This window comes from Streptomyces sp. NPDC001781 (assembly GCF_053596035.1).
Window position 1 is genome coordinate 206,038 of the sequence record NZ_JBSFFI010000001.1, and the last position, 21,998, is coordinate 228,035.

The 21,998-nt window shown below is 73.4% G+C and carries 20 protein-coding genes; 11 read left to right on the top strand and 9 right to left on the bottom strand.

Annotated elements, in window-relative coordinates:
* Positions 1-66 precede the first annotated feature (66 nt).
* Positions 67-1,095 (top strand): isopenicillin N synthase family dioxygenase, encoded by a 1,029-nt coding sequence (locus tag ACWCV3_RS01090; protein ID WP_451216439.1) that lies wholly within the window; start codon positions 67-69, stop codon positions 1,093-1,095.
* 87 nt (positions 1,096-1,182) lie between these two features.
* Here ACWCV3_RS01090 and ACWCV3_RS01095 read toward each other — a convergent pair whose 3' ends face one another.
* On the bottom strand, positions 1,183-2,283 hold the full coding sequence (locus ACWCV3_RS01095) for a citrate synthase 2 (protein ID WP_135787766.1): 1,101 nt from the start codon (positions 2,281-2,283) through the stop codon (positions 1,183-1,185).
* 150 nt (positions 2,284-2,433) lie between these two features.
* On the opposite strand from ACWCV3_RS01095, the gene pdxH reads away from it, so the two are divergent.
* Both pdxH and ACWCV3_RS01105 read left to right on the top strand, forming a co-directional pair.
* Positions 2,434-3,144: a pyridoxamine 5'-phosphate oxidase gene (pdxH, locus tag ACWCV3_RS01100; protein ID WP_451216442.1), complete on the top strand. Its 711-nt coding sequence runs from the start codon at positions 2,434-2,436 to the stop codon at positions 3,142-3,144.
* Between the two features lie 385 nt (positions 3,145-3,529).
* Positions 3,530-4,894 carry a PAS domain-containing protein gene (locus ACWCV3_RS01105; RefSeq protein WP_451216445.1) on the top strand — a complete coding sequence of 455 codons (1,365 nt, stop codon included), beginning with the start codon at positions 3,530-3,532 and terminating at the stop codon, positions 4,892-4,894.
* Positions 4,895-4,937: 43 nt separating this feature from the next.
* Here ACWCV3_RS01105 and ACWCV3_RS01110 read toward each other — a convergent pair whose 3' ends face one another.
* A complete protein-coding gene (locus tag ACWCV3_RS01110) occupies positions 4,938-5,693 on the bottom strand; it encodes an SIS domain-containing protein (protein WP_451216448.1) in 756 nt (251 codons plus the stop codon).
* Positions 5,694-5,904: 211 nt separating this feature from the next.
* On the opposite strand from ACWCV3_RS01110, the gene ACWCV3_RS01115 reads away from it, so the two are divergent.
* A complete protein-coding gene (locus tag ACWCV3_RS01115; protein WP_451216451.1) occupies positions 5,905-6,597 on the top strand; it encodes a metal-dependent transcriptional regulator in 693 nt (230 codons plus the stop codon).
* Positions 6,598-6,912: 315 nt separating this feature from the next.
* Entirely contained in the window at positions 6,913-7,773 is an 861-nt protein-coding gene (locus ACWCV3_RS01120) for an alpha/beta fold hydrolase (protein WP_451216454.1), read from the top strand.
* 21 nt (positions 7,774-7,794) lie between these two features.
* Here ACWCV3_RS01120 and ACWCV3_RS01125 read toward each other — a convergent pair whose 3' ends face one another.
* The 3 genes from ACWCV3_RS01125 to ACWCV3_RS01135 form a co-directional block, all read right to left on the bottom strand.
* Positions 7,795-9,393 (bottom strand): transporter, encoded by a 1,599-nt coding sequence (locus ACWCV3_RS01125; protein ID WP_451216457.1) that lies wholly within the window; start codon positions 9,391-9,393, stop codon positions 7,795-7,797.
* Positions 9,390-10,166 carry an ABC transporter ATP-binding protein gene (locus ACWCV3_RS01130; protein ID WP_451216460.1) on the bottom strand — a complete coding sequence of 259 codons (777 nt, stop codon included), beginning with the start codon at positions 10,164-10,166 and terminating at the stop codon, positions 9,390-9,392. Before ACWCV3_RS01130 ends, ACWCV3_RS01125 begins: the two co-directional genes overlap by 4 nt.
* 67 nt (positions 10,167-10,233) lie before the next feature.
* Entirely contained in the window at positions 10,234-10,887 is a 654-nt protein-coding gene (locus ACWCV3_RS01135) for a bifunctional DNA primase/polymerase (protein ID WP_451216463.1), read from the bottom strand.
* Between the two features lie 281 nt (positions 10,888-11,168).
* Here ACWCV3_RS01135 and ACWCV3_RS01140 point away from each other — a divergent pair, with 281 nt between their 5' ends.
* Both ACWCV3_RS01140 and ACWCV3_RS01145 read left to right on the top strand, forming a co-directional pair.
* Positions 11,169-12,554 carry a transcriptional regulator gene (locus ACWCV3_RS01140; protein WP_451216466.1) on the top strand — a complete coding sequence of 462 codons (1,386 nt, stop codon included), beginning with the start codon at positions 11,169-11,171 and terminating at the stop codon, positions 12,552-12,554.
* Between the two features lie 127 nt (positions 12,555-12,681).
* Positions 12,682-14,154: a hypothetical protein gene (locus tag ACWCV3_RS01145; protein WP_451216469.1), complete on the top strand. Its 1,473-nt coding sequence runs from the start codon at positions 12,682-12,684 to the stop codon at positions 14,152-14,154.
* Between the two features lie 22 nt (positions 14,155-14,176).
* Here ACWCV3_RS01145 and ACWCV3_RS01150 read toward each other — a convergent pair whose 3' ends face one another.
* Positions 14,177-15,490, bottom strand: a complete 1,314-nt coding sequence (locus ACWCV3_RS01150) for an ABC transporter substrate-binding protein (RefSeq protein WP_451216472.1) — start codon at positions 15,488-15,490, stop codon at positions 14,177-14,179.
* Positions 15,491-15,607: 117 nt separating this feature from the next.
* On the opposite strand from ACWCV3_RS01150, the gene ACWCV3_RS01155 reads away from it, so the two are divergent.
* Positions 15,608-16,108, top strand: a complete 501-nt coding sequence (locus ACWCV3_RS01155) for an SCO4402 family protein (RefSeq protein WP_451216475.1) — start codon at positions 15,608-15,610, stop codon at positions 16,106-16,108.
* A gap of 70 nt (positions 16,109-16,178) precedes the next feature.
* Positions 16,179-17,072: a formyltetrahydrofolate deformylase gene (gene purU / locus ACWCV3_RS01160; RefSeq protein WP_451216478.1), complete on the top strand. Its 894-nt coding sequence runs from the start codon at positions 16,179-16,181 to the stop codon at positions 17,070-17,072.
* A 146-nt stretch (positions 17,073-17,218) separates the two neighbouring features.
* On the opposite strand, the gene ACWCV3_RS01165 is transcribed toward purU, so the two are convergent.
* Both ACWCV3_RS01165 and ACWCV3_RS01170 read right to left on the bottom strand, forming a co-directional pair.
* Positions 17,219-18,409, bottom strand: coding sequence for a maleylpyruvate isomerase N-terminal domain-containing protein (locus ACWCV3_RS01165; protein WP_451216481.1), 1,191 nt, complete (start codon positions 18,407-18,409; stop codon positions 17,219-17,221).
* Positions 18,406-18,978: an RNA polymerase sigma factor gene (locus ACWCV3_RS01170; protein WP_451216484.1), complete on the bottom strand. Its 573-nt coding sequence runs from the start codon at positions 18,976-18,978 to the stop codon at positions 18,406-18,408. Before ACWCV3_RS01170 ends, ACWCV3_RS01165 begins: the two co-directional genes overlap by 4 nt.
* A gap of 339 nt (positions 18,979-19,317) precedes the next feature.
* Between ACWCV3_RS01170 and ACWCV3_RS01175 the strand changes: the two genes are divergently transcribed.
* Positions 19,318-19,698 (top strand): STAS domain-containing protein, encoded by a 381-nt coding sequence (locus ACWCV3_RS01175; RefSeq protein WP_451216487.1) that lies wholly within the window; start codon positions 19,318-19,320, stop codon positions 19,696-19,698.
* Between the two features lie 500 nt (positions 19,699-20,198).
* Positions 20,199-20,693: an ATP-binding protein gene (locus tag ACWCV3_RS01180; RefSeq protein WP_451216770.1), complete on the top strand. Its 495-nt coding sequence runs from the start codon at positions 20,199-20,201 to the stop codon at positions 20,691-20,693.
* A 256-nt stretch (positions 20,694-20,949) separates the two neighbouring features.
* On the opposite strand, the gene ACWCV3_RS01185 is transcribed toward ACWCV3_RS01180, so the two are convergent.
* The gene (locus tag ACWCV3_RS01185) at positions 20,950-21,957 is read right to left on the bottom strand and encodes a GlxA family transcriptional regulator (protein WP_451216773.1); all 1,008 of its coding nucleotides are present in this window, start codon (positions 21,955-21,957) and stop codon (positions 20,950-20,952) included.
* Between the last annotated feature and the right edge of the window lie 41 nt (positions 21,958-21,998).

Consider the following 21,998-nt stretch of genomic DNA (forward strand, 5'->3'; position numbering starts at 1 on the left):
TCCGGCACCAGGGGGCCGCCACACCCCTCGCGGCTGCCCGTGCCCCGTACACCCCGCGGACGCACTATGACGACTCATGCGACGGACCCGTCGTACGCCCAGCTTCCGATCATCGACCTCTCGGCCGCCGACCGCGGCCCGAAGGAGCGGGCTCTCTTCCACGCCCGACTGCACAGCGCCGCCCATGACGTGGGCTTCTTCCAGCTCACCGGGCACGGCGTGACGCGGGCCGAGACCGACGCCCTGACCTCGGCCATGCGGGCCTTCTTCGCACTGCCCGAGGCCGACCGGCTGGCCCTGGACAACGTCAACTCCCCGCACTTCAGGGGCTACACCCGTACCGGTGACGAGCGCACCGGCGGCGCCCGCGACTGGCGCGACCAGCTCGACATCGGCGCCGAGCGCCCGGCCCGCGTACCCGGCCCCGGCGAGCCGCCGTACTGGTGGTTGCAGGGCCCGAACCAGTGGCCCGCGGCCCTGCCCGGGCTGCGCACCGCCGCGCTCGCCTGGATCGAGAAGCTCGGCGCGGTCGCCCAGCGTCTGCTGCGCGAGCTCCTCACCGCCATCGGCGCCCCGGCCGGCTTCTACGACCCGGTGTTCGGCGCCCACGCCCACCCGCACCTCAAGCTGGTCCGCTACCCCGGAAGCGCGGGCGACGGCACCGACCAGGGCGTCGGCGCCCACAAGGACTACGGCTTCCTCACCCTGCTCCTGCAGGACACGGTCGGCGGCCTCCAGGTCCAGCGCGCCGACGGCCGTTTCCACGAGGTCCCGCCCCTGGACGGCGCCTTCGTCGTCAACCTCGGCGAACTCCTGGAGGTCGCCACCAACGGCTACCTGGTGGCCACGAACCACCGCGTGGTGAGCCCGCCCGCGGCCACCGAGCGCTTCTCGGTCCCCTTCTTCTACAACCCGGCCCTGGACGCGGAAATAGCCCCGGTGCCCTTCCCGCACGCGGAAAAGGCCCGAGGCGTGTCGATGGACCCGTCGAATCCGCTTTTCGCGGAATACGGCTACAACGAGCTGAAGGGAAAGCTCCGCGCCCACCCCCTGGTGGCGGAAAGGCACCACGCGGATCTACTGACGCCCGCGTAAAGGGGTCTTCTTTCAAAGGGGCGCGGGGAATCGCGCGACCGGACCCGACGTCGAGTCGGCCGTCCCCGCGCCCCGCCCCCCCCCCGCTCAGTGGGCGATGTTCTCGAACCCGGAGATGTCGGAGGGCTTCCGGGTCCCGGGCCCCACGTACTCCGCGGAAGGCCGTACCAGCCGCCCGGTCCGCTTCTGCTCGAGAATGTGCGCCGACCACCCGGCCGTACGCGCACACGTGAACATGGAGGTGAACATGTGCGACGGCACCTCGGCGAAGTCGAGCATGATGGCCGCCCAGAACTCCACGTTGGTGGCCAGCACGCGATCCGGCCGCCGATTGTGCAGTTCCTCCAGCGCCGCCTTCTCCAGCGCCTCGGCGATCTCGAACCGCGGAGCCCCCAGCTCACGTGCCGTCCGCCGCAGCACCCGCGCCCGGGGGTCCTCGGCCCGGTAGACCCGGTGGCCGAAGCCCATGAGCCGCTCGCCCCGGTCCAGCGCCTTCTTCACGTACCCGACCGCGTCACCGGTCCGCTCGATCTCCTCGATCATCCCCAGCACGCGCGAAGGGGCGCCGCCGTGCAGCGGCCCCGACATCGCCCCGACCGCTCCGGACAGCGCGGCGGCGACATCCGCCCCGGTGGAGGCGATCACCCGGGCCGTGAAGGTGGACGCGTTCATGCCGTGCTCGGCGGCGGAGGTCCAGTACGCGTCGACCGCCGCGACGTGCTTGGGGTCGGGCTCCCCGCGCCAGCGGATCATGAACCGCTCGACGACCGTGCGGGCCTTGTCGATCTCCCGCTGCGGCACCATCGGCAGACCCTGGCCGCGCGCGGACTGGGCGACGTAGGACAGCGCCATGACGGCGGCGCGGGCGAGGTCGTCGCGTGCCTGCTCGGCGTCGATGTCCAGCAGCGGCCTGAGGCCCCACACCGGGGCCAGCATGGCGAGCGCGGACTGCACGTCCACCCGGATGTCGCCGGAGTGGACGGGGATCGGGAACGGCTCGGCCGCCGGCAGGCCCGGTGCGAAGGCACCGTCCACCAGCAGCCCCCACACGTTCCCGAAGGAGACGTGTCCGACGAGGTCCTCGATGTCGACGCCCCGGTAGCGGAGCGACCCGCCCTCCTTGTCCGGCTCGGCGATCTCGGTCTCGAAAGCGACGACTCCCTCTAGCCCGGGTACGAACGCGGACATAAGGCGGCTCCTCGGTGTGGGTCGGTGGCGGTCATCACCGGTACTGCCCCATACGCACGGGGGTCACCCGGAACGGGGGCGGGAACAGCACGATAGCCCTGAGTGCCACTCTTGGGGAGCCCTTGCGGCACTCAGTGCCACATTCGTGCGATGCGGCAGGATGACCGCGTGACCGACCGCGATCTCACCCCGAAGCCCGACCCGGCCGTGGACCCCGCCTTCATGCGCGAGCAGTACCGGGAGCACGGTCTCGACATGGCGGAACTCGCCGCGCACCCGATGGACCAGTTCGCCCACTGGTTCAAGGACGCCGCGCGCGCCGCCGTCCTGGGCACGCTCTACGAGCCCAACGCGATGGTCGTCTCCACCGTCGACCCCACCGGCCGCCCCAGCTCCCGCACGGTGCTGATGAAGGGCTACGGCGGCGACGGCTTCGTCTTCTACACCAACTACGGCTCCCGCAAGGCCCGCGACCTCGCCGGAGACCCGTACGTCTCGCTGCTCTTCCCCTGGCACCCCATCGCCCGCCAGGTGATCGTCTGCGGGGTGGCCCGGCGCACCGGCCGCGAGGAGACCGCCGCCTACTTCCGCAGCCGCCCGCACGGCTCCCGGCTCGGCGCCTGGGCCAGCGCCCAGTCCACGGTGATCGGCTCCCGCGACGTGCTGGACGACGCCTATGCCGAGCTGGCCGCCCGGTACCCGGAGGGCGAGGAGGTGCCGGTGCCGGAGCACTGGGGCGGGTTCCGGGTCACGCCGGAGACCGTGGAGTTCTGGCAGGGCCGGGAGAACCGGCTGCACGACCGGCTCCGGTACACCGCCGCGCCGGACGGCTCCTGGACGACCGAACGGCTGAGCCCCTGAGAGCGCGGGGCGCGTGAACACGGAACGACCCGCGAGTTCTGGTTCCTCCGCCGTGCGGCGGGGGAGCCGGCCGGACGTGCCGGCGAACTCGCGGGTCGGGTGACTGCCTGGGATTGGGCCGGCCGCACGCTCGATCACGTACTGGCCCGGCACCGCACTCGATGTGGTGACGGGCCGCTAGCCCGCAGCCACCTCACGCGTCCGGTTTCCGTACATCTGCCGAACCACCTCCCTTCCGTGTGCCGCCAGCCTAGGAAACGGGGCACCAGGGGTTCAAGTGATTTTCACCGCCGTAATCTGGCGGAACGGCGTGTGGGCCGGGTCACGGTCGAGTTGAATGACCACCGACGCCGTCAGCCGGACGGATCGTGCAAGGGGGACCAGGGTGAGTGCTTCCCGGCGCAGTGGGACCACCGACGAGCTGGGACCGGAGGAACCGGCCGGCGCCGACCTGCTCAACGCCCTGCTGGACGGCATGGACGCCGCCCTGTGCGCCTTCGACGCGGACGGCACCGTCACCCACTGGAACCGCGAGGCGACCCGCATCCTGGGCTGGAGCGCCGCCGAGGCCGTCGGCCGTCCCGGATTCGCCGGCTGGGCGGTGCGCAGCGCCGACGACGCGGAGGTGCGCGAGCGGCTGCGGTCCGCGATGCGCGCCCCCGGCCGCCAGGTCCACGAGTTCGCCCTCGTCACCAAGGACGGCCGCCGGGTCCTGGTACGCACCCAGTCGGCCGCCGTACGCGGCGCGGACGGCCGTCCGGCGGGCCTGTACTGCGCGTTCAGCGAGGTGCACACCCAGATCGACCTGGAGCGGTCCATCGCGCTGAGCGAGGCCCTGTTCGAGGACGCCTCCTGGGGCGTCGTCCTCATCGACGCCGACCTGCGCCCGGCCCTCGTCAACGCGCACGCGGCCCGCGCCCTGGGCGTCGGCCGCTCCGCCGCCCTCGGGCGCCCGCTCGGCGAACTCCTCGCCCAGGGGGTGGAGGAGCTGGAGAACGCGCTCACGCACGTGCTGGCCGAGGGCGCGCCGCCCGGCCCGATCGATTTGTGGGTCACCGTGCGCACGGCCGAGGGGGAGCGGCGGCGCTGCTGGCGCAGCGGGTTCGTCCGGCTGGCCTCGCCGCTCGGGCAGGAACCGGTGCCGCTCGGGGTCGGCTGGCTCTTCCACGACGTCACCGAGGCCCGGCTGGGCGAGCGCGATTCGTCCCTGCTGCGCTTCCGCGCCAACCAGCTGCACCGCGCGGCCCGGGCCGCCGCCGAGTGCGAGGACCCCGCCGAGGCTGCGCTCGTCCACCTCGAGTTCGCCCTCGCCGGCTTCGCCGACCACGCCCTGCTGGACCGGCTGACCGACACGCGCGGGGAGACGGTACGGCTGGAGCGGCTCGCCGCCACGCCCGCCGGCACACCGGGCGCCGACGTGCACACCGGGCTGCCCGTGCGCTACGCCCCGGACCACCCGGCACCCCGGTGCACCGAGCGGGGCGGCACCGTGCGCGCCGATGTGAACGGGGTGCCGGCCGAGCGGTCGCGGGAGTGGGCCCGCACCCGGCACTGGCCCGCCGACACCGCCCACGCACTGTGCACCCCGCTGCGCAGCCGGGGGCGGACCCTCGGCGTGCTGACCTTCCTGCGCGGCGCGTCCCGCGACGGCTTCGACCGCACCGCCACGACGTACGCGGAAGAGGTGGCCGCGCGCATCGCGGCGGCGCTGGACCTGGCGGACGCGGTGCGGGGTCCCGGGCGGGTCTGAACCGGCGACGGCAGAAGCGCGACGGCGCTCGCGGCCGGAGTCCTCAGTGGTGGTAGTAGATCCGGTCGCCGTACTTCTCCATGATCCGGGCGTTCCAGTCGTGCCCGCCGTCCACGTTCCCCGAGCGCAGCAGCGGGGGCTCCACGCCCCGGTCGGCCAGGGTGGCCGCCGCCGTGGCGACCACGGACTGCATCAGGGCCGACGTGACCACCGTGGAGGCGGGTGCGAAGGGCGCCGGGACGGTGTCGAGAGCCAGTTCGGCGTCCCCGACCGCGATCTTGGAGTCGAGGACGATGTCGCAGTGGTCCTTGAGGAAGGTGCCCGAGGAGTGCCGGGAGGCGGTCCCGGTGGCGTAGGCGACCGAGGTGACACCGATGACCTTGATGCCCAGGGCGCGCGCGTGCCGGGCCATCTCCACCGGCAGGGCGTTGCGGCCCGACAGGGAGATGATCACCAGGGCGTCGCCCTCGCGCAGCGGTGAGCTGTCCAGTACGGCGGAGGCGAGGCCGTCGACCCGCTCGAGGGCGGAGCCGAGGACGGCGGGAATCACGTCGACGCCGACCACGCCGGGGACGGCCAGCAGGTTCATCAGGGCGAGGCCGCCCGCGCGGTAGACGACGTCCTGCGCGGCCAGCGAGGAGTGTCCGGCACCGAAGGCGAAGAGCCGCCCGCCCGACTCGACCGTGTCCGCCAGAAGGGTCCCGGCGGCGGCGACGGCCCCGCCCTCCTCCTCGCGCACCCGCCGCAGCAGGCCGATCGCCGCGTCCAGGAACCGGTCGGCCGGCGTACCGTCGCTCATGCGGTGCCCCTTCACGCGTCGATGTCGCGGATCACGGTGCGGTCCGGACCGGCGCGGTGTCAATACGGCCGCGCCTCCCGGCCTGGAGCGGCCGGATCTTGCTGTTTCCCGGGCACGGCACGATTGTCGGTGGTATCCGGCAGAATTGATTCTGGGCCAGCGCACGCGCCGGGAGCGGTGAGCTTCTCGGCAAAGTAATCGAGGGGCACGTATGTCCGGACTGATCGACACCACGGAGATGTATCTCCGCACCATCCTCGAACTGGAAGAGGAAGGTGTGGTCCCCATGCGCGCCCGCATCGCGGAACGGCTCGACCAGAGCGGGCCGACCGTCAGCCAGACGGTGGCGCGCATGGAGCGGGACGGACTGGTGTCCGTGGCCAGCGACCGGCACCTGGAGCTGACCGACGAGGGCCGCAGGCTGGCCACCCGCGTGATGCGCAAGCACCGGCTCGCCGAGTGCCTGCTCGTGGACGTGATCGGGCTGGAGTGGGAGCAGGTGCACGCGGAGGCGTGCCGCTGGGAGCACGTGATGAGCGAGGCGGTCGAGCGCCGCGTGCTGGAGCTGCTGCGCCACCCCACCGAGTCGCCCTACGGCAACCCGATCCCGGGTCTGGAGGAGCTGGGCGACAAGGACGGCGCCGATCCGTTCCTGGACGCGGGCATGGTGTCGCTCGCCGACCTGGACCCGGGCTCGGACGGCAAGACGGTGGTGGTGCGCCGGATCGGGGAGCCGATCCAGACCGACGCCCAGCTGATGTACACGCTGCGGCGGGCGGGTGTGCAGCCCGGCTCGGTGGTGAGCGTGACCGAGTCGCCGGGCGGTGTGCTGGTGGGCAGTGGCGGTGAGGCGGCCGAACTGGCCTCCGACGTCGCCTCCCACGTCTTCGTCGCCAAGCGCTGACGCGAGGAGGCCCCGGCGCCGCCGCGGCGCCGGGGCCTCACCTCCCCGGTACCGACCCGGAGCCCCGAGCTCCCAGGGTCAGTCCCTCCGGACCGTTTTTCCCCGAGCGGTCCGTCCCCCCACGCCAGAGAAGATCCCCGCGGCGGTGGCGATCATTCCTCTTCCGGTGTCACTCGAACGAGGGGTGTTGGTGGAGCGAACGCCCGTGTCGAATGAGCTTTCGATAATCTGCGACGGCAGCACAGGGCGACAGCACGACAGCGACAGCGGCGGTACAACGGTACGAGGCAGGCGGAGCTGGGGGGTGCCAGGTCTATGGCACGGCGTATCGAGATCACAGGGGCGGGCGGGGTGCGGCTGGCCGCGTGGGAGTTCGCGGAGCCGCCCAAGGAGGGGGCCGGGCCCGGCGCGCGAAGCGTCCTGCTCCTCCACGGCCTGATGGGGCGCGCCGCGCACTGGGCGTCCACCGCGCGGGGCCTCGCCGGCCGGTACCGCGCGGTCGCGCTCGACCAGCGCGGGCACGGGCAGAGCGACCAGCCTCCGCTGGCGGCCTGCACCCGCGAGGCGTACGTCGAGGACGCCGAGGCCGCGCTGGAACAGCTCGCCCTCGCCCCCGCCGTTCTCGTCGGCCACGCGATGGGGGCGCTCACCGCCTGGCAGCTGGCCGCCCGCCGTCCGGACCTGGTGCGGGGCCTCGTCATCTGCGACATGCGCGCCTCCGCGCTGGGCGCCGTCTCGCAGGCCGAGTGGGCCGACTGGTTCCGCTCCTGGCCGCTGCCGTTCGCCACGCTCGCCGACGTCCGGCGCTGGTTCGCCGAGGACGATCCCCGCCTGGAGCGACCCGACCCCGCGCGCGGTGCCTTCTACGCCGAGGTCATGCACGAGTCCGCCGACGGCTGGCGCCCCCTGTTCGACTCCGACCGCATGCTCCGCACCCGCGAGTCCTGGGTCCACGACGCCCACTGGGACGAACTCACCCAGGTCCGCTGCCCCACCCTCGTCGTCCGCGGCCTCGACGGCGAACTCGGCCGGGCCGAGGCCCAGGAAATGGTCCGCGTCCTCCCCGACGGCCACTACGCCGAGATCCCCGACGCGGGCCACGTCCCCCACTACGACCAGCCGGCGGCTTGGCAGGGAGTCCTGGACCAGTTCCTGCAACAGCTGGGGACACCCTGAGGAACGGGCATCCGCCTGCCCTCAGCCCTTGCTCACCGCCACCAGGATCTCCGGCAGGCGGGCCGCGGTGCGGGGTGCTGCCAGGCGGAGGCCCGTCAGGGCCAGGGCCGCGCCGTACGCGGCGCCCGCCGGCAGGAGCAGCCAGGACCAGGCGGCGCCGGCGCCGGTGATGTTCAGCCAGATGGTCGCCGCGATGACCGGGGAGCAGAGCAGGGCCGCCGCGACCATGCCGCCGAAGATGGAGATCCAGGCGAGGCCCGCCTGGCCGGGGGCGACGTTCTTGTGGCCCTCCTGCGGTATCGAGTAGGGGAAGCGGGCCGAGGTCCAGGCGCCGGTGGCGAGCATGGCGCCCAGGAGGGCAAGGGAGAGGCCCAGTACCTCGGGCAGGCGCGACCAGTCGCCCAGCAGCGCGGTGGTGACCCCGGTGACGAGGGCGGCGTACGGCAGCGTGATCAGGAGCAGGGCCAGCGCCCGCCCGCGCAGCTCGGCGTAGGCGTCGCGCGCGGAGGACACGGTCATCGCCACCATCCAGAACGCGGAGGTGTCCTGCCCGAACTGGTTGTACATCTGGATGCCGAGCATCCCGGAGGCGAAGCACGCGAAGTACAGCGACCCGGTGCCCTGGACGGCGTTGAAGACCGGCACGATCAGCCCGATCGCCAGTGAGGTCACCCACGCCGCCTTGGTCTTCGGGTCGCGCCAGATGTAGCGCAGGGTCCGCTCCATCACCGCCCCCGTGCGCCCGGCCGGCAGCAGCCGGGCGAGCCCCGCCGAGGCGCGGTCCCGGCCCGCGTCGTCCGCGACCTGGAGCGTGGAACCGTCCGGCGAGGTCATCAGCCTGGTCAGGCTCCGCGCCCAGGCCCCGATCAGCAGCACCAGCAGCAAGGCGCACAGCGCCAGTTGGCCGAGCGCGACCCCGTACGCGCCCTCGCCCGCCGAGTGGACCGCGCCCAGTGCCGAGGCGGGCGGTACCCAGGCCAGCACGTCGGCGACCGGCTGGAGTTGGCCGAGGCCGCCGGAACCGAGCCGCTGCGCACCGAAGTTGACGAGCTGGGCGCCGATGGCGATGACCAGCCCGCTCAGTACGGCAAGGTCGCGGCCCTTGCGGCTGGTCAGCAGGCGGACGTTGGCCGCGGCGACCGCCCGCGCCAGCGCCACGCAGGTCAGCAGGGCCAGGACCACCCCCACGACCGCGAAGGCCCAGCCCGCGCCGTGCGCCAGCGCCAGGGCGCAGCCCGCCAGTACCAGCAGGGTGAACACGGGGCCGATGCCGACCAGCGAGGCCGCGAGCAGCCCCCGCACCAGCGTCCGGGGACGCAGGGGGAGCATCACCAGGCGGGTCGGGTCGAGGGTCTCGTCGCCGCCGGGGAAGAACAGCGGCATCACCGCCCAGCCCAGCGCCAGCACCGCGACACCGGGCACGGCGACGGACTCCGGGTGGGACTGGAAGCGCAGGGCGACGAAGCCCAGCAGTTGCAGCAGCGCGAAGACCAGGGTGAGCACGGCCGAGGCGACGAACGCGGCGCGCCGGCCCGTGGACTGGCGCAGCCCGTTGCGCAGCAGGGACAGTTTCAGCCGGACCAGTACCGAGGTCGCGGAGGCGGACGTCGCGGTGGTCATCGCACCGCCCCGCCGCCGAGCCAGTCCAGATCGGACCCGGCGTCCCGCCCGCTCGCGCCGACCAGCTCCAGGAACGCGGCCTGCAGGGCCGGGTGCTCCCCGCGCACCTCGGCCAGCGTCCCGGTCGCCCGGATGCGCCCGGCGGCCAGCACCGCGACCCAGTCGCACAGCGACTCCACCAGCTCCATCACGTGCGAGGAGAACACCACGGTCGCCCCGGACGCGGTGTACCGCTCCAGTACGCCCCGGATGGTCTGCGCGGAGACCGGGTCGACCCCCTCGAACGGCTCGTCCAGGAACAGCACTTCGGGGTTGTGCAGCAGGGCCGCGGCGAGCCCGATCTTCTTGCGCATGCCGGTCGAGTAGTCGACGACGAGCTTGTGCTGAGACCCCGCCAGGTCCAGCACGTCCAGCAACTGGCCGGCCCGCTTGTCCACCTCGGCGCCCGGCAGCCCCCGCAACCGCCCGCTGTAGGACAGGAGTTCACGCCCCGAAAGCCGCTCGAACAGCCGCAGCCCCTCCGGCAGCACCCCGATCCGGGATTTCACCGCCACCGGGTCCTGCCACACGTCGTGCCCGGCGATCTCGACGGACCCCTGATCGGGCCGGAGCAGACCCGTGACCATCGACAGGGTGGTCGTCTTGCCCGCCCCGTTCGGGCCGACCAGCCCGATGAACTTCCCGGCCGGCAGATCGAGATCGATGCCACCCACCGCCACGTGCTGACCGAACTGCTTCCAGAGTCCCCGTACCCGTACCGCTGCCTCCGTCATGACGGAAACCCTACGGTGACGGGCCTCCCCGGGGCACCCGTGCGGTGCAACCGCGGCCTCAGGACGATCAGCAGTCCTGGTTGCAGGCGTACGCCAGTGGCGGGACCAGCTCCTCCGCGTCCGGCAGCCACCGGTTGGCCGGCGTCGGGCGGCACGCCCACTGCACGGCGCCCCGTGAACCGATCCGGGTCGGCGGCGCCGCCAGGTACCGCCCGTCGCCCAGGGCGATCAGGTCGCGCGTCGCCGCCGCCCAGCCGACCTGCCGCACCAGCTGTGGCGCCTTCGCCGCCCCGCCCGGCAGCACGAGGAACTGCATGCGCCGGTCCGGGGTGAGGGTCACCGGGCCGAGGTTCAGGTCCATGCGGCGCATCCGGGCCAGCGCCAGGAACCCCGCGCTCTCCGGCACGGACAGCGCGTCGAAGGTGCGGCCGGTCGGCAGCAGGATCGACGCCGTGGGCTGCTCCTGCCACATCCGCCGGATGACCGTCCGGCTGCCGGTCGCGCGCGTCGCCCAGTCGGGGCGCGTGGGGTGCGCGCCGGGCGCGGGGCAGACGGTGTCCCCGCAGGAGCAGTACCGCACGCCGCCCGCGTCCACCAGCCAACTGCCCGCCAGCACCTCCCAGTGCCGCTCCTCGGCGTACGCAACTGCGGTCTCCAGCAGCGATCCCCCGCGCGGGCGCGGAATCCGGGCCGCCTCGGGGCCCGCGGTCGTCTCGTCCACGTCCCACTCAACTGCCCCGTCCACGCGTGGTTACGGCCGGGCCGTGCGCCGGGGCGGCACACCGGCCCGGCGGCCGGGGCGCACGGGAGCACGGCCGGGGGCGCGTGGGAGAGGCGAACCGGCGGCGCGGGTAGCCAGGAAGGGCGCGGGGCGCGCGGGGAGACGGCTTTACCCCGGCAAACCGCACATGTCGTGCATTGACGCCATGTCGACTGGGAAGTGATGTGCAGACCGGAACGACAAGTGATCTTCACGCTCCAGGGGTTCGCAGGGGGTAGCGCATGGCCGCGAGGCCGCTAGTGGCGAGGCAGCCGAACGAACGGCTGCAGGCACTCATCCAGGAAGCGGGGTGCTCGAACGCGGGGCTGGCCCGGCGCGTCAACATGTGCGGCGCAGAGCACGGACTCGACCTGCGCTACGACAAGACGTCCGTGGCCCGCTGGCTGCGCGGCCAGCAGCCGCGCGGCCGCGCCCCGGCGATCATCGCCGAGGCGCTCGGCCGCAAGCTCGGCCGTACGGTCACGATCGACGAGATCGGCATGGCCAACGGCAAGAACCTCGCCTCGGGCGTGGGCCTGCAGTTCTCCCCGACGGTGCTCGGGGCCATCGAGCAGGTCTGCGAGCTGTGGCGCAGCGACGTGGGACGGCGGGACTTCCTGTCCGGCTCCTCGGTCGCCGCCTCCGCGCTGGTCGAGCCCAGCCGGGACTGGCTGATCTCGGCGCCGGACGCCCAGGTCGCCCGGCAGGCGGGCCCGCGGGTGGGCCAGGCCGACGTGGCGGCGGTGCGGTCGATGACCCAGGCGCTGGTCGACCTCGACCACCAGTACGGCAGCGGGCATGTGCGCCCGGTCGTCGTGCACTACCTCAACAGCGTGGTCTCCGGCCTGCTCGCGGGCTCCTACCGGGAGGCGGTCGGCCGCGAACTCTTTGCCGCTGTCGCCCGGTTGACCGAGCTGGCGGGGTACATGGCGGTCGACACCGGCCAGCCGGGCCTCGCCCAGCGGTACTACATCCAGTCGCTGCGCCTGGCGCAGGCGGCCGGTGACCGGGCCTACGGCGGCTATGTGCTGGCCGCCTCCATGAGCCACCTCGCCGCCGAACTCGGGAACCCGCGGGAGATCGCCCAACTGGCACGCGCCGCGCAGGAGGGCGCCCGCGGCCGGGTCACCCCGCGCGCGGAGTCGATGTTCCACGCGGCCGAGGCGCGCGGGCACGCGGTGCTGGGCGATGTGCGCGCCGCGCAGGCGTCCGCCGGGCGGGCCATCTCGGCGCTCGAGCGGGCGGACGCCTCCGACGGGGACGACCCGGTGTGGATCGCCCACTTCGACGAGGCGTATCTCGCCGACGAGCTGGCGCACTGCCACCGTGACCTCGGGCAGGCCGAGGCCGCCGCGAGATACGCCCGGCAGGCGCTGGAGCGGCACCCCGTCTCGCGGGCCCGGCGCCGGGCCATCGGCTATGTGCTCCTCGCCACGGCCCAGGCGCAGCAGCGCGAGATCGAGCAGGCGTGCGGCACCGGTATGAAGGCGGTGGAGCTGCTGGAGACGCTCCGCTCCGAGCGCGGCACCGAGTATCTGGAGGACCTCCAGCAGCGGTTGCAGCCCTTCCGGGACGAGGCGGTGGTGCGGGAGTTCGGGGCGAGGCTCGACGTCCGGCAGGCGGCCTGAGCAGTCGGTGCGCCCGACTGCCCTTGTGGGAAAGGGCACTCGGGCGCTGAGCTGCGTGGCACCGGGCTCCGCGGACCCGGTAGCGTGAGCCGACGATTCCGAACGTCCTTCAATCGTAGGAGTCCCGGTGACGCAGAGTGGACAGGGCGATGAGCCCTCGGCGCGACCCGCGCACGAAGGCATCGTGCTGCCCTCCGACGGAGGGGAGCCCCTGCTGCCGGGCATGACGGGGACACCCGCGGTGCCCCCCGGCGGCCAGCCCTGGGGCGGCTCCTGGGGCCCCGGCCAGGACCAGCGGCAGCCCCACCAACAGCAGGAACAGCACCACCAGGGCTGGCCCCCGGCCGCCGCGCAGGAGTGGCAGACCCCGCAGCAGCCGTCCGGCCCCGGCCCGATGCCGCCCGAGGGCCCCACCTACGACGCGCAGGGCTACGGCGGGGCGCAGCCCTACCACCAGCAGCACCAGGGGTACGGCGACGACGGCTATCCGCAGCACGCCGCGCCGCTGCCGCCGATGGACGAGGCGGCGACCCAGTTCATGCCGCCCGTGGGTCCCGGGGCCGGCCAGGGTCACGAGGGTGCGACCCAGTACCTCCCGCCGGTCCCGTCCGGCGGCGCCGACCAGGCAGCGACCCAGTACATACCCCCGGTGGCGTCGGGCGCGCTGCCGCCCGAGGCCACCGGCGACGATGGCCGCCAGGGCTACCCGCGGCCGCCGGCGGACGAGGCGGCCACCCAGTACATCCCGCCCTACCAGGCCGGTACGGACGACCGGCAGCCGCCCGCCGAGTTCGACAACCTCTTCCGGAGCAGCCAGTACGGCGCCGACGGCGCCCAGGGCTCGACCCAGCAGATGCCGCGCGTTCCGGCCCCGGACCCGCGTGCCGCGGCGCCCATGGTCTCGGCCCAGCCCGCCTACCGGCCGCCGACGGACCACGACGGCGACGGCGGACGGCGCGGCGGACGCAGCGGTTCGCGTGTCCCGCTGATCGCGGCCGTCGGCGTCGGCATCGTCGTCCTCGGCATCGGCGCGGGGGCCCTGCTCAGCGGTGGCGGTGACGACGGCGGCGACGACCGTCCGATCGCCTCCTCCTCCACCCCGGCCGGCGAGCAGCCCTCGCCGTCCGCGTCGGCCGCCGACCCGGCCCAGCCGCAGGCGGCCGAGCTGGACAAGCTGCTCGCCGACAGCGGCAGCAGCCGCTCCACCGTGATCCAGTCGGTCGAGCGCATCAGGCAGTGCCAGAACCTCGACCAGGCCGACTCCGACCTGCGCGGCGCCGCCAAGCAGCGCGCCGACCTGGTCACCCGGCTCGGCAAGCTGTCCGTGGACAAGCTGCCGAACAACGCCGAGCTGAACGCGGCGCTGACCGCCGCCTGGCACGCGTCGGCCGCGGCCGACAACCACTACGCGGCCTGGGCGCGGCAGGCCAGGAGCAAGAAGGTCTGCGGCAAGGGCCACCACGCCCGCTCGACCAACCACACCCAGGCCGGCAATGTCCAGAGCGGCACCGCCAGCGCCCAGAAGGCGAAGGCGGCCCAGCTCTGGAACGCCATCGCCACCAAGTACGGGCTCACCACCCGCCAGCCGACCCAGCTCTGAGGTCCGGGCGCGGGCCGGGGGGTCAGTCCACGTCCGCGCTCTCCAGGGTCCGTGTCATGTCGCCGCCCGCGGCGGCTCCCGAGCCGCCCCGCCGGACGGCGGTCAGCCGGCCCTCCCGGACCACCTGCAGGGTCACGTCGGCGTTGACCAGGCGCGGGAAGCCGACCGCCGAGAGCCGGGTCTCGTCCGGCCAGCGCAGGGTCGGGGTCAGTCCGCCGGTGGAGACCCTCAGCCCGCCGTCCAGGGTGTGGCGGACCGCGTCCGGGGTCACCTCGCCGTCGCCGATCCGCTCCAGCACGGCCCGCAGCACGGTGTAGGCGATCCAGGTGGTCTGCACCCCGGCGTCGGCCGGGTCGACGCTGTTGTCGCCGAACGCCTCCTCGCTGATCACCCGCTTCATCCGGTTCCAGCGCGGATCGGACGCCACCGGGTACCAGCCCGTGATGTACGCCCCCTCGTACGGGCCCGAGGCGCCGCCGGTGGCGTTGATCTCCGTCTGGTCGACGCTGCCCAGCACGGTCGCCGTGCGCACCGGCGCGTGGCCGGCACGGGCCCGGCGGAAGGAGTCCATGAACGTGTCGGTGCGGTCCCCGAGCGCGGGCACCACGCACCCCTTGCGCGCCGGGTCGGCGGTGGCACCGCGCAGCGCGCGCTCGGCCTGGTCGCCGTACTCGGTGGCGTCCTCGGCGGCGAGCTGGTCGGTGGCCGGGCGGTGGCCGCCCGCCCTCAGGCCCGAGTCGAGCAGCGCGGGCAGCTCGTCCCCGGCGATGCTGTCCGGCCGCACCAGCGCCACCGGGCCGCACCCGGCCGCGAGCGCCCGCCCGAGCCCCGCCAGCAGCGCGGGCTGGCCGCCGTTGACCGGGTAGGAGTACGGGCCGGTGAACTCGTCGCTGGTGACGCCGTAGCCGCCGATGTAGGGGATGCCCGCGCTCTCCAGCGGGGCGAGGAAGGAGTCCCCGAACTGGCTGTAGGAGCCGACGACGGCGACCACGTTCTCCGCCACCGCGCGCCGGGCGCACTTGGCGGCGCCCACGCTGTCGTTGTGCTCGTTGCAGGTCAGCACGGTGAGCGTACGGCCGCCGACACCGCCGTGCCCGTTGAGCCACTTCGCGTAGGCGCGGGCCATCGCGGGCATGCCGGGCTTGTTGGTGGCGCCGGTGTCCTGCGGCGCCCAGGTCATCACCCTGACCGTGCCGTCCCCGGCGCCCGTACCGGGCAAGGTCCCGCAGCCGGCGGTCAGCACGGCACAGGCGGCCAGCGCGCCCGCGTACCGGACACCCCTCCGAGGCCGGGGGGAGGAGGGGGAGCTGTCGGGGGTGTGTCGCCTGCCGGTCATGGACCGCCACGATTCCCGCACATCGCCAACCGGGGAGTGACACCCGGTCGACCACGGGTGACACGGGGGTGAACACCGGGGGCGGATGTGGCTCGTCCGGTGCGGAACGTACGATCGATGACCGTGCAAGGTTCGGAGAACTCTTCCCGTCGCGGCCGTCGCTCCTCCACCATGGGCGGTATGCCGCTCAACGACATGCCGTGGTGGCGCTGGCGCAGCAACGTGCGCTCCGCGCTGCACATGCTCTCCGACCCGGCCTTCCAGCGCGACGTCTGGCTCGCGGGAGTGGAGGGGTACGGGGACGTCACCGACGCGGTCTACCGGCTGGTGGAGGACACCTGGCTGGACAACTGGTCGGCGGAGAAATACGTCGGCACGATCTTTAGGGACTCCCAGGAGGCGGCGCTGGTGGACACCGCCGTACTGCGGGTGCTGCGGATCATGCACCAGGTCGGCCCGGACGCCCCGGTCGCCGCCTACCTGGAGCACCCCGGGTGGCCGGAGGCGGTACGGGCGGCCCAGGACGCCCATCTGCGTCTCGCCGCGAGCGACGGCGACGATCCGGCGGCGGCCCCGCGCAGCCTGGAGGTGCTGCGCATCCTGACGACGGCCGTCTGAGGGCCCTCCGGGCGTCCGGCTGACGGACACGGACCCCGGCCGGGCTGCCCGGCGTGAGATCGTGGAGTGCATGAACGAGCAGCCCAGCCGAGCCGCCGCCCCGGCCGACACCCCGGCGGACCAGTACGTCCTCACCCTCTCCTGCCCGGACAAGAAGGGCATCGTGCACGCCGTGTCGAGCTACCTCTTCATGACCGGCTGCAACATCGAGGACAGCCAGCAGTTCGGCGACCACGACACGGGCCTGTTCTTCATGCGCGTCCACTTCTCGGCGGACGCCCACGTCACGCTGGAGAAGCTGCGGGCGAGCTTCGCGGCGATCGGTGACTCCTTCCACATGGACTGGCAGATCGGCCGGGGCGACCAGAAGATGCGGATCGTGCTGATGGTCAGCAAGTTCGGGCACTGCCTGAACGACCTGCTGTTCCGGGCCGGCACCGGGGCGCTGCCCGTGGAGATCGCGGCCGTGGTGTCCAACCACACGGACTTCGAAGAGTTGGTGGGAACCTACGACATCCCCTTCCACCACATCCCGGTGACGCGGGACACCAAGGCGCAGGCCGAGGCGCGGCTGCTGGAGCTGGTGCGGGCGGAGGGGGTCGAGCTGGTGGTGCTCGCGCGGTACATGCAGGTGCTGTCGGACGATCTCTGCAAGGCGCTCAGCGGGCGGATCATCAACATCCACCACTCCTTCCTGCCGAGCTTCAAGGGCGCCAAGCCGTATCACCAGGCCCACGAGCGGGGTGTCAAGCTGATCGGGGCCACCGCGCACTACGTCACCGCCGATCTCGACGAGGGGCCGATCATCGAGCAGGAGGTCGAGCGGGTGGGGCACGAGCTGCGGCCCGACCAGCTCGTGGCCATCGGGCGTGACGTGGAGTGCCAGGCGCTGGCCCGGGCCGTGAAGTGGCATGCGGAGCGGAGGATCCTGCTCAACGGACGCCGGACTGTCGTGTTCGCCTAGTGCTGTGACCGGGAAGGTTCACCGGCTCGCGGCGTCCCTCTCCGGTCACAGCACTTGGGTCTTTCGTCCGGGACGAAAGACCCCAGCGGCTCGGCGGGCGCGGAGTCGTCGTGGCCCTTCGCGCGATCCCCGCGCCCTCGCGTGCCCTACATCCGGCTCAGTGACGCCGTTGCCGTCAGGACGTCCCTGATCGCTTCCCTGTCGCCCCGCTGGCCCGCCGTCGTCTCCTCCGGAGTCAGGTGGCCTGCGGCCAGGCGGCAGAACTCGACGCCGTCCAGGGCCACATGGGCCACCTCGTGTTCGGAGGTGGGGTCGGAGGGGGAGTCCAGGGGGATCAGCCACTGGCCGCCGGCCGCGCCCTCGATCTCCAGGCGGAGGCTGCGGCCGGGGCCGGCCGGCTCAGCGCTGCCGCGGCGGGCGGCCACCGCCGACGGGAGCATGCGGGCCGCCAGTTCGATCATGCGGCTCAAGTGCCGCGGGGCGGGCGGCTCGTAGGGGTAGTCCACCGCCCTGGCGATGTCCTCCGCGTGCACCCAGCACTCGAAGGCGCGGTCCACCATCGCGTCCCGCAGCGGCAGGGCGAAGTCGCCGTACCCCACCGGGAATCCGCCCGCGCCGCCGGTGAAGGACACCGTGCGCAGCAGTTGGTGGCTCAGGTCCCGCCAGCGGGCGCGCACCGAGCGGGTCTGCGGGAAGTGCGAGGCGCGCCAGAACGCCTCGGTCCGCCCGGCGGGCCCGGCCGCGCCCCGCACGTCCGGTCCGGCCTTGGCGACGGCTTCGGTGAGCGGGTCCTCCAGACCGACCGCGGTCGCCACCATGCCGTCGACCGACAGCAGGTGCGCGATCACTCCGGCGACCGTCGTGCGGCGGGTCGCGGGCACGCCGGACTCGAACCAGCGCAGCCGGACCGGCGTGTGCCACTCGGCGTCGCCGAAGTCCCGCAGCAGCGCGTCCAGCCGGGCGCTCTCCGCGTCGTACGGGGCCGCCCACTCGGGGACCGGGATGCGTGGCGGGCGGCGGCGCAGGCAGTTCTCCAGCACCCGGCCCCGCAGGGCGGGGTCGACCTCCAGGCTCTCCGGGCGGTGCAGCAGGCCGACCGCCTCGCGCAGCCGCCGTCCCTCGTCGGCGCAGGCCCCGCACGCGCCCAGGTGTTCCTCCACCGCGTCCGTCTCCGCCGCCGAGCAGGCGGCCAGAGCCCAGGCGCCGAGCAGGGAGCGCAGCACCTCGTGGGGGAGGCCGGGCCGCTCGGGCCCGGCGGGGGAGCGGAGCGCGGGCAGGCGCTCGGCCGCGCCGTCCGGGAGTCCGTCCAGAGCCCCGTAGTGGTGCGGGTCGGTCATCGGGCACCCCCGGGTCCTGGCGGCGCGCCGGTGTCGTGGGCGGTGGCGAGCAGTTGCAGGCCGAGGCGGAGGCGTCGGCGGGCCTCGTCCTCGGTGACGCCCAGGTCGGCGGCGGCCTGGCGGTAGTCGCGCCGCTGGAAGTAGGCCAGCTCCAGCGCGGCCCGCAGCGGCTGCGGCATCGAGTGGACGATGTAGTCGGCGCGGGCGGCGACCGAGGCGTGCCGCACCCGGCTCTCCAGGGCGGCCAGTTCCTCGGGGGAGTCGCCGCCGAGCGCGGCCGTCTCGGTCTCGCGCAGCCGCTGCACGGCCAGCCGCTGGGTCGTCGCGGCGATCCAGGTGCGCAGCGGGCCCTGCCGGGGGTCGTAGGTGTCGGGGTGCTCCCAGACATGCGCGAAGACGTCACGGGTGACGGCCGCGGCGGCCGTGTCGTCGCTCAGCACCCGGTGCGCGAGACCCTGCACCAGGGAGGCGAAGCGGTCGTACAGTTCGCCCAGGGCGGCAGCCTCACCGCGCGCGAGCCGCTGCTGCATCGTGCGGTCCCAGCGGGGCGGTACGTCCTTGGCCGGCATGCGGTTCCTCCCCTCGCCGTGTCCAGGGTGTGCCCGGCGTCCCCCTCGAATGTAGTCGGCCGGTCCGACGGCGCACGCTCCTTTGTGTCGATGCGGCCGCCCGGCGGCGCCGCAGGTGATACGGGTCTCTTCACACCGTCTTCACTTATCTCGAACCCATCCGTGGTCGAAGTACGATCGAACCTGATCGGCAGTGACCGAAACAAGCCCTATGTCGATCCCTCCGCGGTTTGCGGTTACGTGTTTCAGGGAAACGGCCGCTGGGCAGCCGCGCGGAAAGAACCGAAGGAACTGCTTCCATTTCCGGGTGGTTCCACAAGATCCGCCGAGCGGAGAGGTGTGGCCGTGGCTTTCGAAGTGACCGGCACCGAACGGGGCGAGTGGGCCGTGCTCCAGGTGGCCGGCGAACTGGACCTGGTGACCTCGCCCGTGCTGCGGCAGCGGGTGCACGACGTGGTCGCCGAGGGGAACCACAGCCTGGTCCTCGATCTCTCCGAGGTCTTCTTCTGCGACTCCAGCGGTGTCGGCGTGCTCATCGCGGTTCGCCGGCTGATCCGCTCCTGTCAGGGCCGGCTGCGCCTGATCCTCCCCGACCGCGGCGCGGAGGACGGCTCGCACGTGAACCGGGTCCTGGGCGCGCTCGGGGTGCGCCGCCTCTTCGACGTGCGCCCGGACGTCGAGTCCGCCACCGCCGACGAGGCGGGACCACTGTCGGCCTGAGCGCCGTCACTGCCGAGGTGAGCGCCCTCGCTGCCACGATTCATGGCCACCGATGTCGCGGATCGTGGCGAAAACAGATCACGCAGCGTGGAGATGATTCCCGTGCTCCGACTGTGACTCGTCACGGCCCGGAGTCGGACGACCGCTCGGGTACCTTGGGTCGAATGCGAGTGACCGCGACCGCGAGTGCCACCGGCGAGGCCCCGCGCGCCGCCTGTTCGACTCCCTGGCGCGTGCGTCGCACAGTATGCCGCACGAGTACTCCTTCGCGCGGGAATATGCCCGAAGCGCTTGTTGGCGTGACTGTACGTCAACCATGCTGTCTCGTAAGGGAATCACGTTCCGTAACGCTTGCTCTGGCCGTTGTTCTGGCCATGCAGAAAATGGCTACGATCGTGGCCCTCGTCGTGCGTTTCGCCGCGGTTCGCGCCGCGGCGGCGGGTCGTCGTGCGGTCATGTGTCCGCCGGTTCGGATGGTGTGAGCGGTGCAGGTGCTTCAACTGACGCTGGAGATCCGGCCCGACCCCGAAGAGGTGGGGCGGGCGAGGAAATGGGTCCGGTCGCGGCTCGCCGGGCTGGGCATAGCGGCCGACGAGCCACTGGCCGAGACGCTGATCCTGCTCGTCTCGGAGCTGGTGACCAACGCGGTGGTGCACACCGGCCGTCCGGCCCTGCTGCGGCTGTCGCTGCCCGGCGGCCCGCTGCCCGGAACGCCCGCCGAGGCGGAGCCCGAGGCGTCGGTGACGGTGCGGCTGGAGGTGGCCGACGCCAGCTCGCGCGCGCCCGTGCCGCGCTGCGCCGGGCGCGAGGCCACCGGCGGACGGGGTCTCGCCCTCGTCGACTGCCTCGCCGACCGCTGGGGCTGGAGCCCCGAGGGTGCCGGCAAGAACATCTGGTGCGAACTGGACCGGTGCTCCAAGCCCCGTGAGGAAGCGGCCGCGGCGTACGGCGTCCAGCCGGCCGCCTGCGAGGATCTGCTCTTCGAAGCCTTCTAGCCGGTTTCGCCCGTTTCAAGCGGGGGGCGTGCGCCGGGTGTGCTTCCGTGCGCGCCCGGCGTGAAGCGGGTACCGGGCATGAATCGCCGTACCGGTGTTGACGGGTGGTGCGCGCGTTGCGGAGGCTTGGGGACGGCGATTCGCCGCGAGGGGACGGCGAGGGCACGCGGGGGTGAGTCCTCGCCGAGTGTGGGTCGCACCGGCCGGTGGTGACGGGGGCAAGGGGGAACCCGCCGCCGGCCGGTCCCGCCCGCGCTCATCCCCCGGTCGCGGCGCCCGCCCGGAAGGTCCGCCGGTAGGCGGTCGGCGTCACGCCCAGTGCCTGCTGGAGATGCTGGCGCATCGACTGCGCCGTGCCGAACCCCGCGTCCCGCGCGACCTGGTCGACCGAGAGGTCCGTCGACTCCAGCAACTGCCTTGCCAGCTCGATCCGTTGCGCGGTGAGCCACTGGCCCGGACTCACTCCGACCTCCTCGCGGAAGCGCCGGGTGAAGGTGCGTACCGACATCGCCTCCCGCTCGGCCAGGTCGCGCAGCTGGAGCGGTTCGTGCAGCCGGCCGAGCGCCCAGGTGCGGGCGGCCGCGGTGGTGGCCACCTGCGGTTCGGGCAGCGGGCGGTGGATGTACTGCGCCTGGCCGCCGTCGCGGTGCGGGGGTACGACCATGCGGCGGGCCACGTCGTTGGCGACCGCCGTGCCGTGGTCGCGGCGCACCATGTGCAGGCACAGGTCGATCCCGGCGGCGACCCCTGCCGAGGTGAGCACGTCGCCGTCGTCGATGAACAGCACGTCGGCGTCCACTCTGACCTCGGGGAACAGCTTCTGGAAGCGGTCGGCGTCGGCCCAGTGGGTGGTTGCCGGGCGGCCGTCGAGCAGACCGGCGGCGGCGAGGACGTACCCGCCGACGCAGATCGAGGCGAGGCGGGTGCCGGGGCGGACGCGGGCCAGGGCGGCGGCGAGTTCGGGGGTGAGCCGTCCCTCCTCGAAGACGGGGCCGAGTTCGTAGGACGCCGGGACGACGACCGTGTCCGCCGCCGCCAGCGCCTCCGGGCCGTGCGGTACGTCCACCGCGAAGTCGGCGGCGGTCGCGACCGGGCCGGGTGGCCGGACCGAGCAGGTCACCACCTCGTACAGCGGCCTGCCCCGGGCGTCCGCCGGGCGGCCGAAGACGCGGTGGGGGATGCCGAGCTCGAAGGGGATCAGCCCGTCCAGGGCGAGGACGGCGACGCGGTGCGGGCGGAACTCGCCGTCCAAGGCCGGGGTCACAGCGGTCACGGCCTGATCCTAGCGAACACTGTCCTTCGGGC

Excerpts from the sequence above, each read along its gene's own strand:
- ACWCV3_RS01090 (WP_451216439.1), top strand. The coding sequence starts at position 67 with ATGACGACTCATGCGACGGACCCGTCGTACGCCCAGCTTCCGATCATC.
- ACWCV3_RS01095 (WP_135787766.1), bottom strand. The coding sequence starts at position 2,283 with ATGTCCGCGTTCGTACCCGGGCTAGAGGGAGTCGTCGCTTTCGAGACC.
- pdxH (WP_451216442.1), top strand. The coding sequence starts at position 2,434 with ATGCGGCAGGATGACCGCGTGACCGACCGCGATCTCACCCCGAAGCCC.
- ACWCV3_RS01110 (WP_451216448.1), bottom strand. The coding sequence starts at position 5,693 with ATGAGCGACGGTACGCCGGCCGACCGGTTCCTGGACGCGGCGATCGGC.
- ACWCV3_RS01115 (WP_451216451.1), top strand. The coding sequence starts at position 5,905 with ATGTCCGGACTGATCGACACCACGGAGATGTATCTCCGCACCATCCTC.
- ACWCV3_RS01120 (WP_451216454.1), top strand. The coding sequence starts at position 6,913 with ATGGCACGGCGTATCGAGATCACAGGGGCGGGCGGGGTGCGGCTGGCC.
- ACWCV3_RS01125 (WP_451216457.1), bottom strand. The coding sequence starts at position 9,393 with ATGACCACCGCGACGTCCGCCTCCGCGACCTCGGTACTGGTCCGGCTG.
- ACWCV3_RS01130 (WP_451216460.1), bottom strand. The coding sequence starts at position 10,166 with ATGACGGAGGCAGCGGTACGGGTACGGGGACTCTGGAAGCAGTTCGGT.
- ACWCV3_RS01140 (WP_451216466.1), top strand. The coding sequence starts at position 11,169 with ATGGCCGCGAGGCCGCTAGTGGCGAGGCAGCCGAACGAACGGCTGCAG.
- ACWCV3_RS01150 (WP_451216472.1), bottom strand. The coding sequence starts at position 15,490 with ATGACCGGCAGGCGACACACCCCCGACAGCTCCCCCTCCTCCCCCCGG.
- ACWCV3_RS01155 (WP_451216475.1), top strand. The coding sequence starts at position 15,608 with ATGACCGTGCAAGGTTCGGAGAACTCTTCCCGTCGCGGCCGTCGCTCC.
- purU (WP_451216478.1), top strand. The coding sequence starts at position 16,179 with ATGAACGAGCAGCCCAGCCGAGCCGCCGCCCCGGCCGACACCCCGGCG.
- ACWCV3_RS01165 (WP_451216481.1), bottom strand. The coding sequence starts at position 18,409 with ATGACCGACCCGCACCACTACGGGGCTCTGGACGGACTCCCGGACGGC.
- ACWCV3_RS01170 (WP_451216484.1), bottom strand. The coding sequence starts at position 18,978 with ATGCCGGCCAAGGACGTACCGCCCCGCTGGGACCGCACGATGCAGCAG.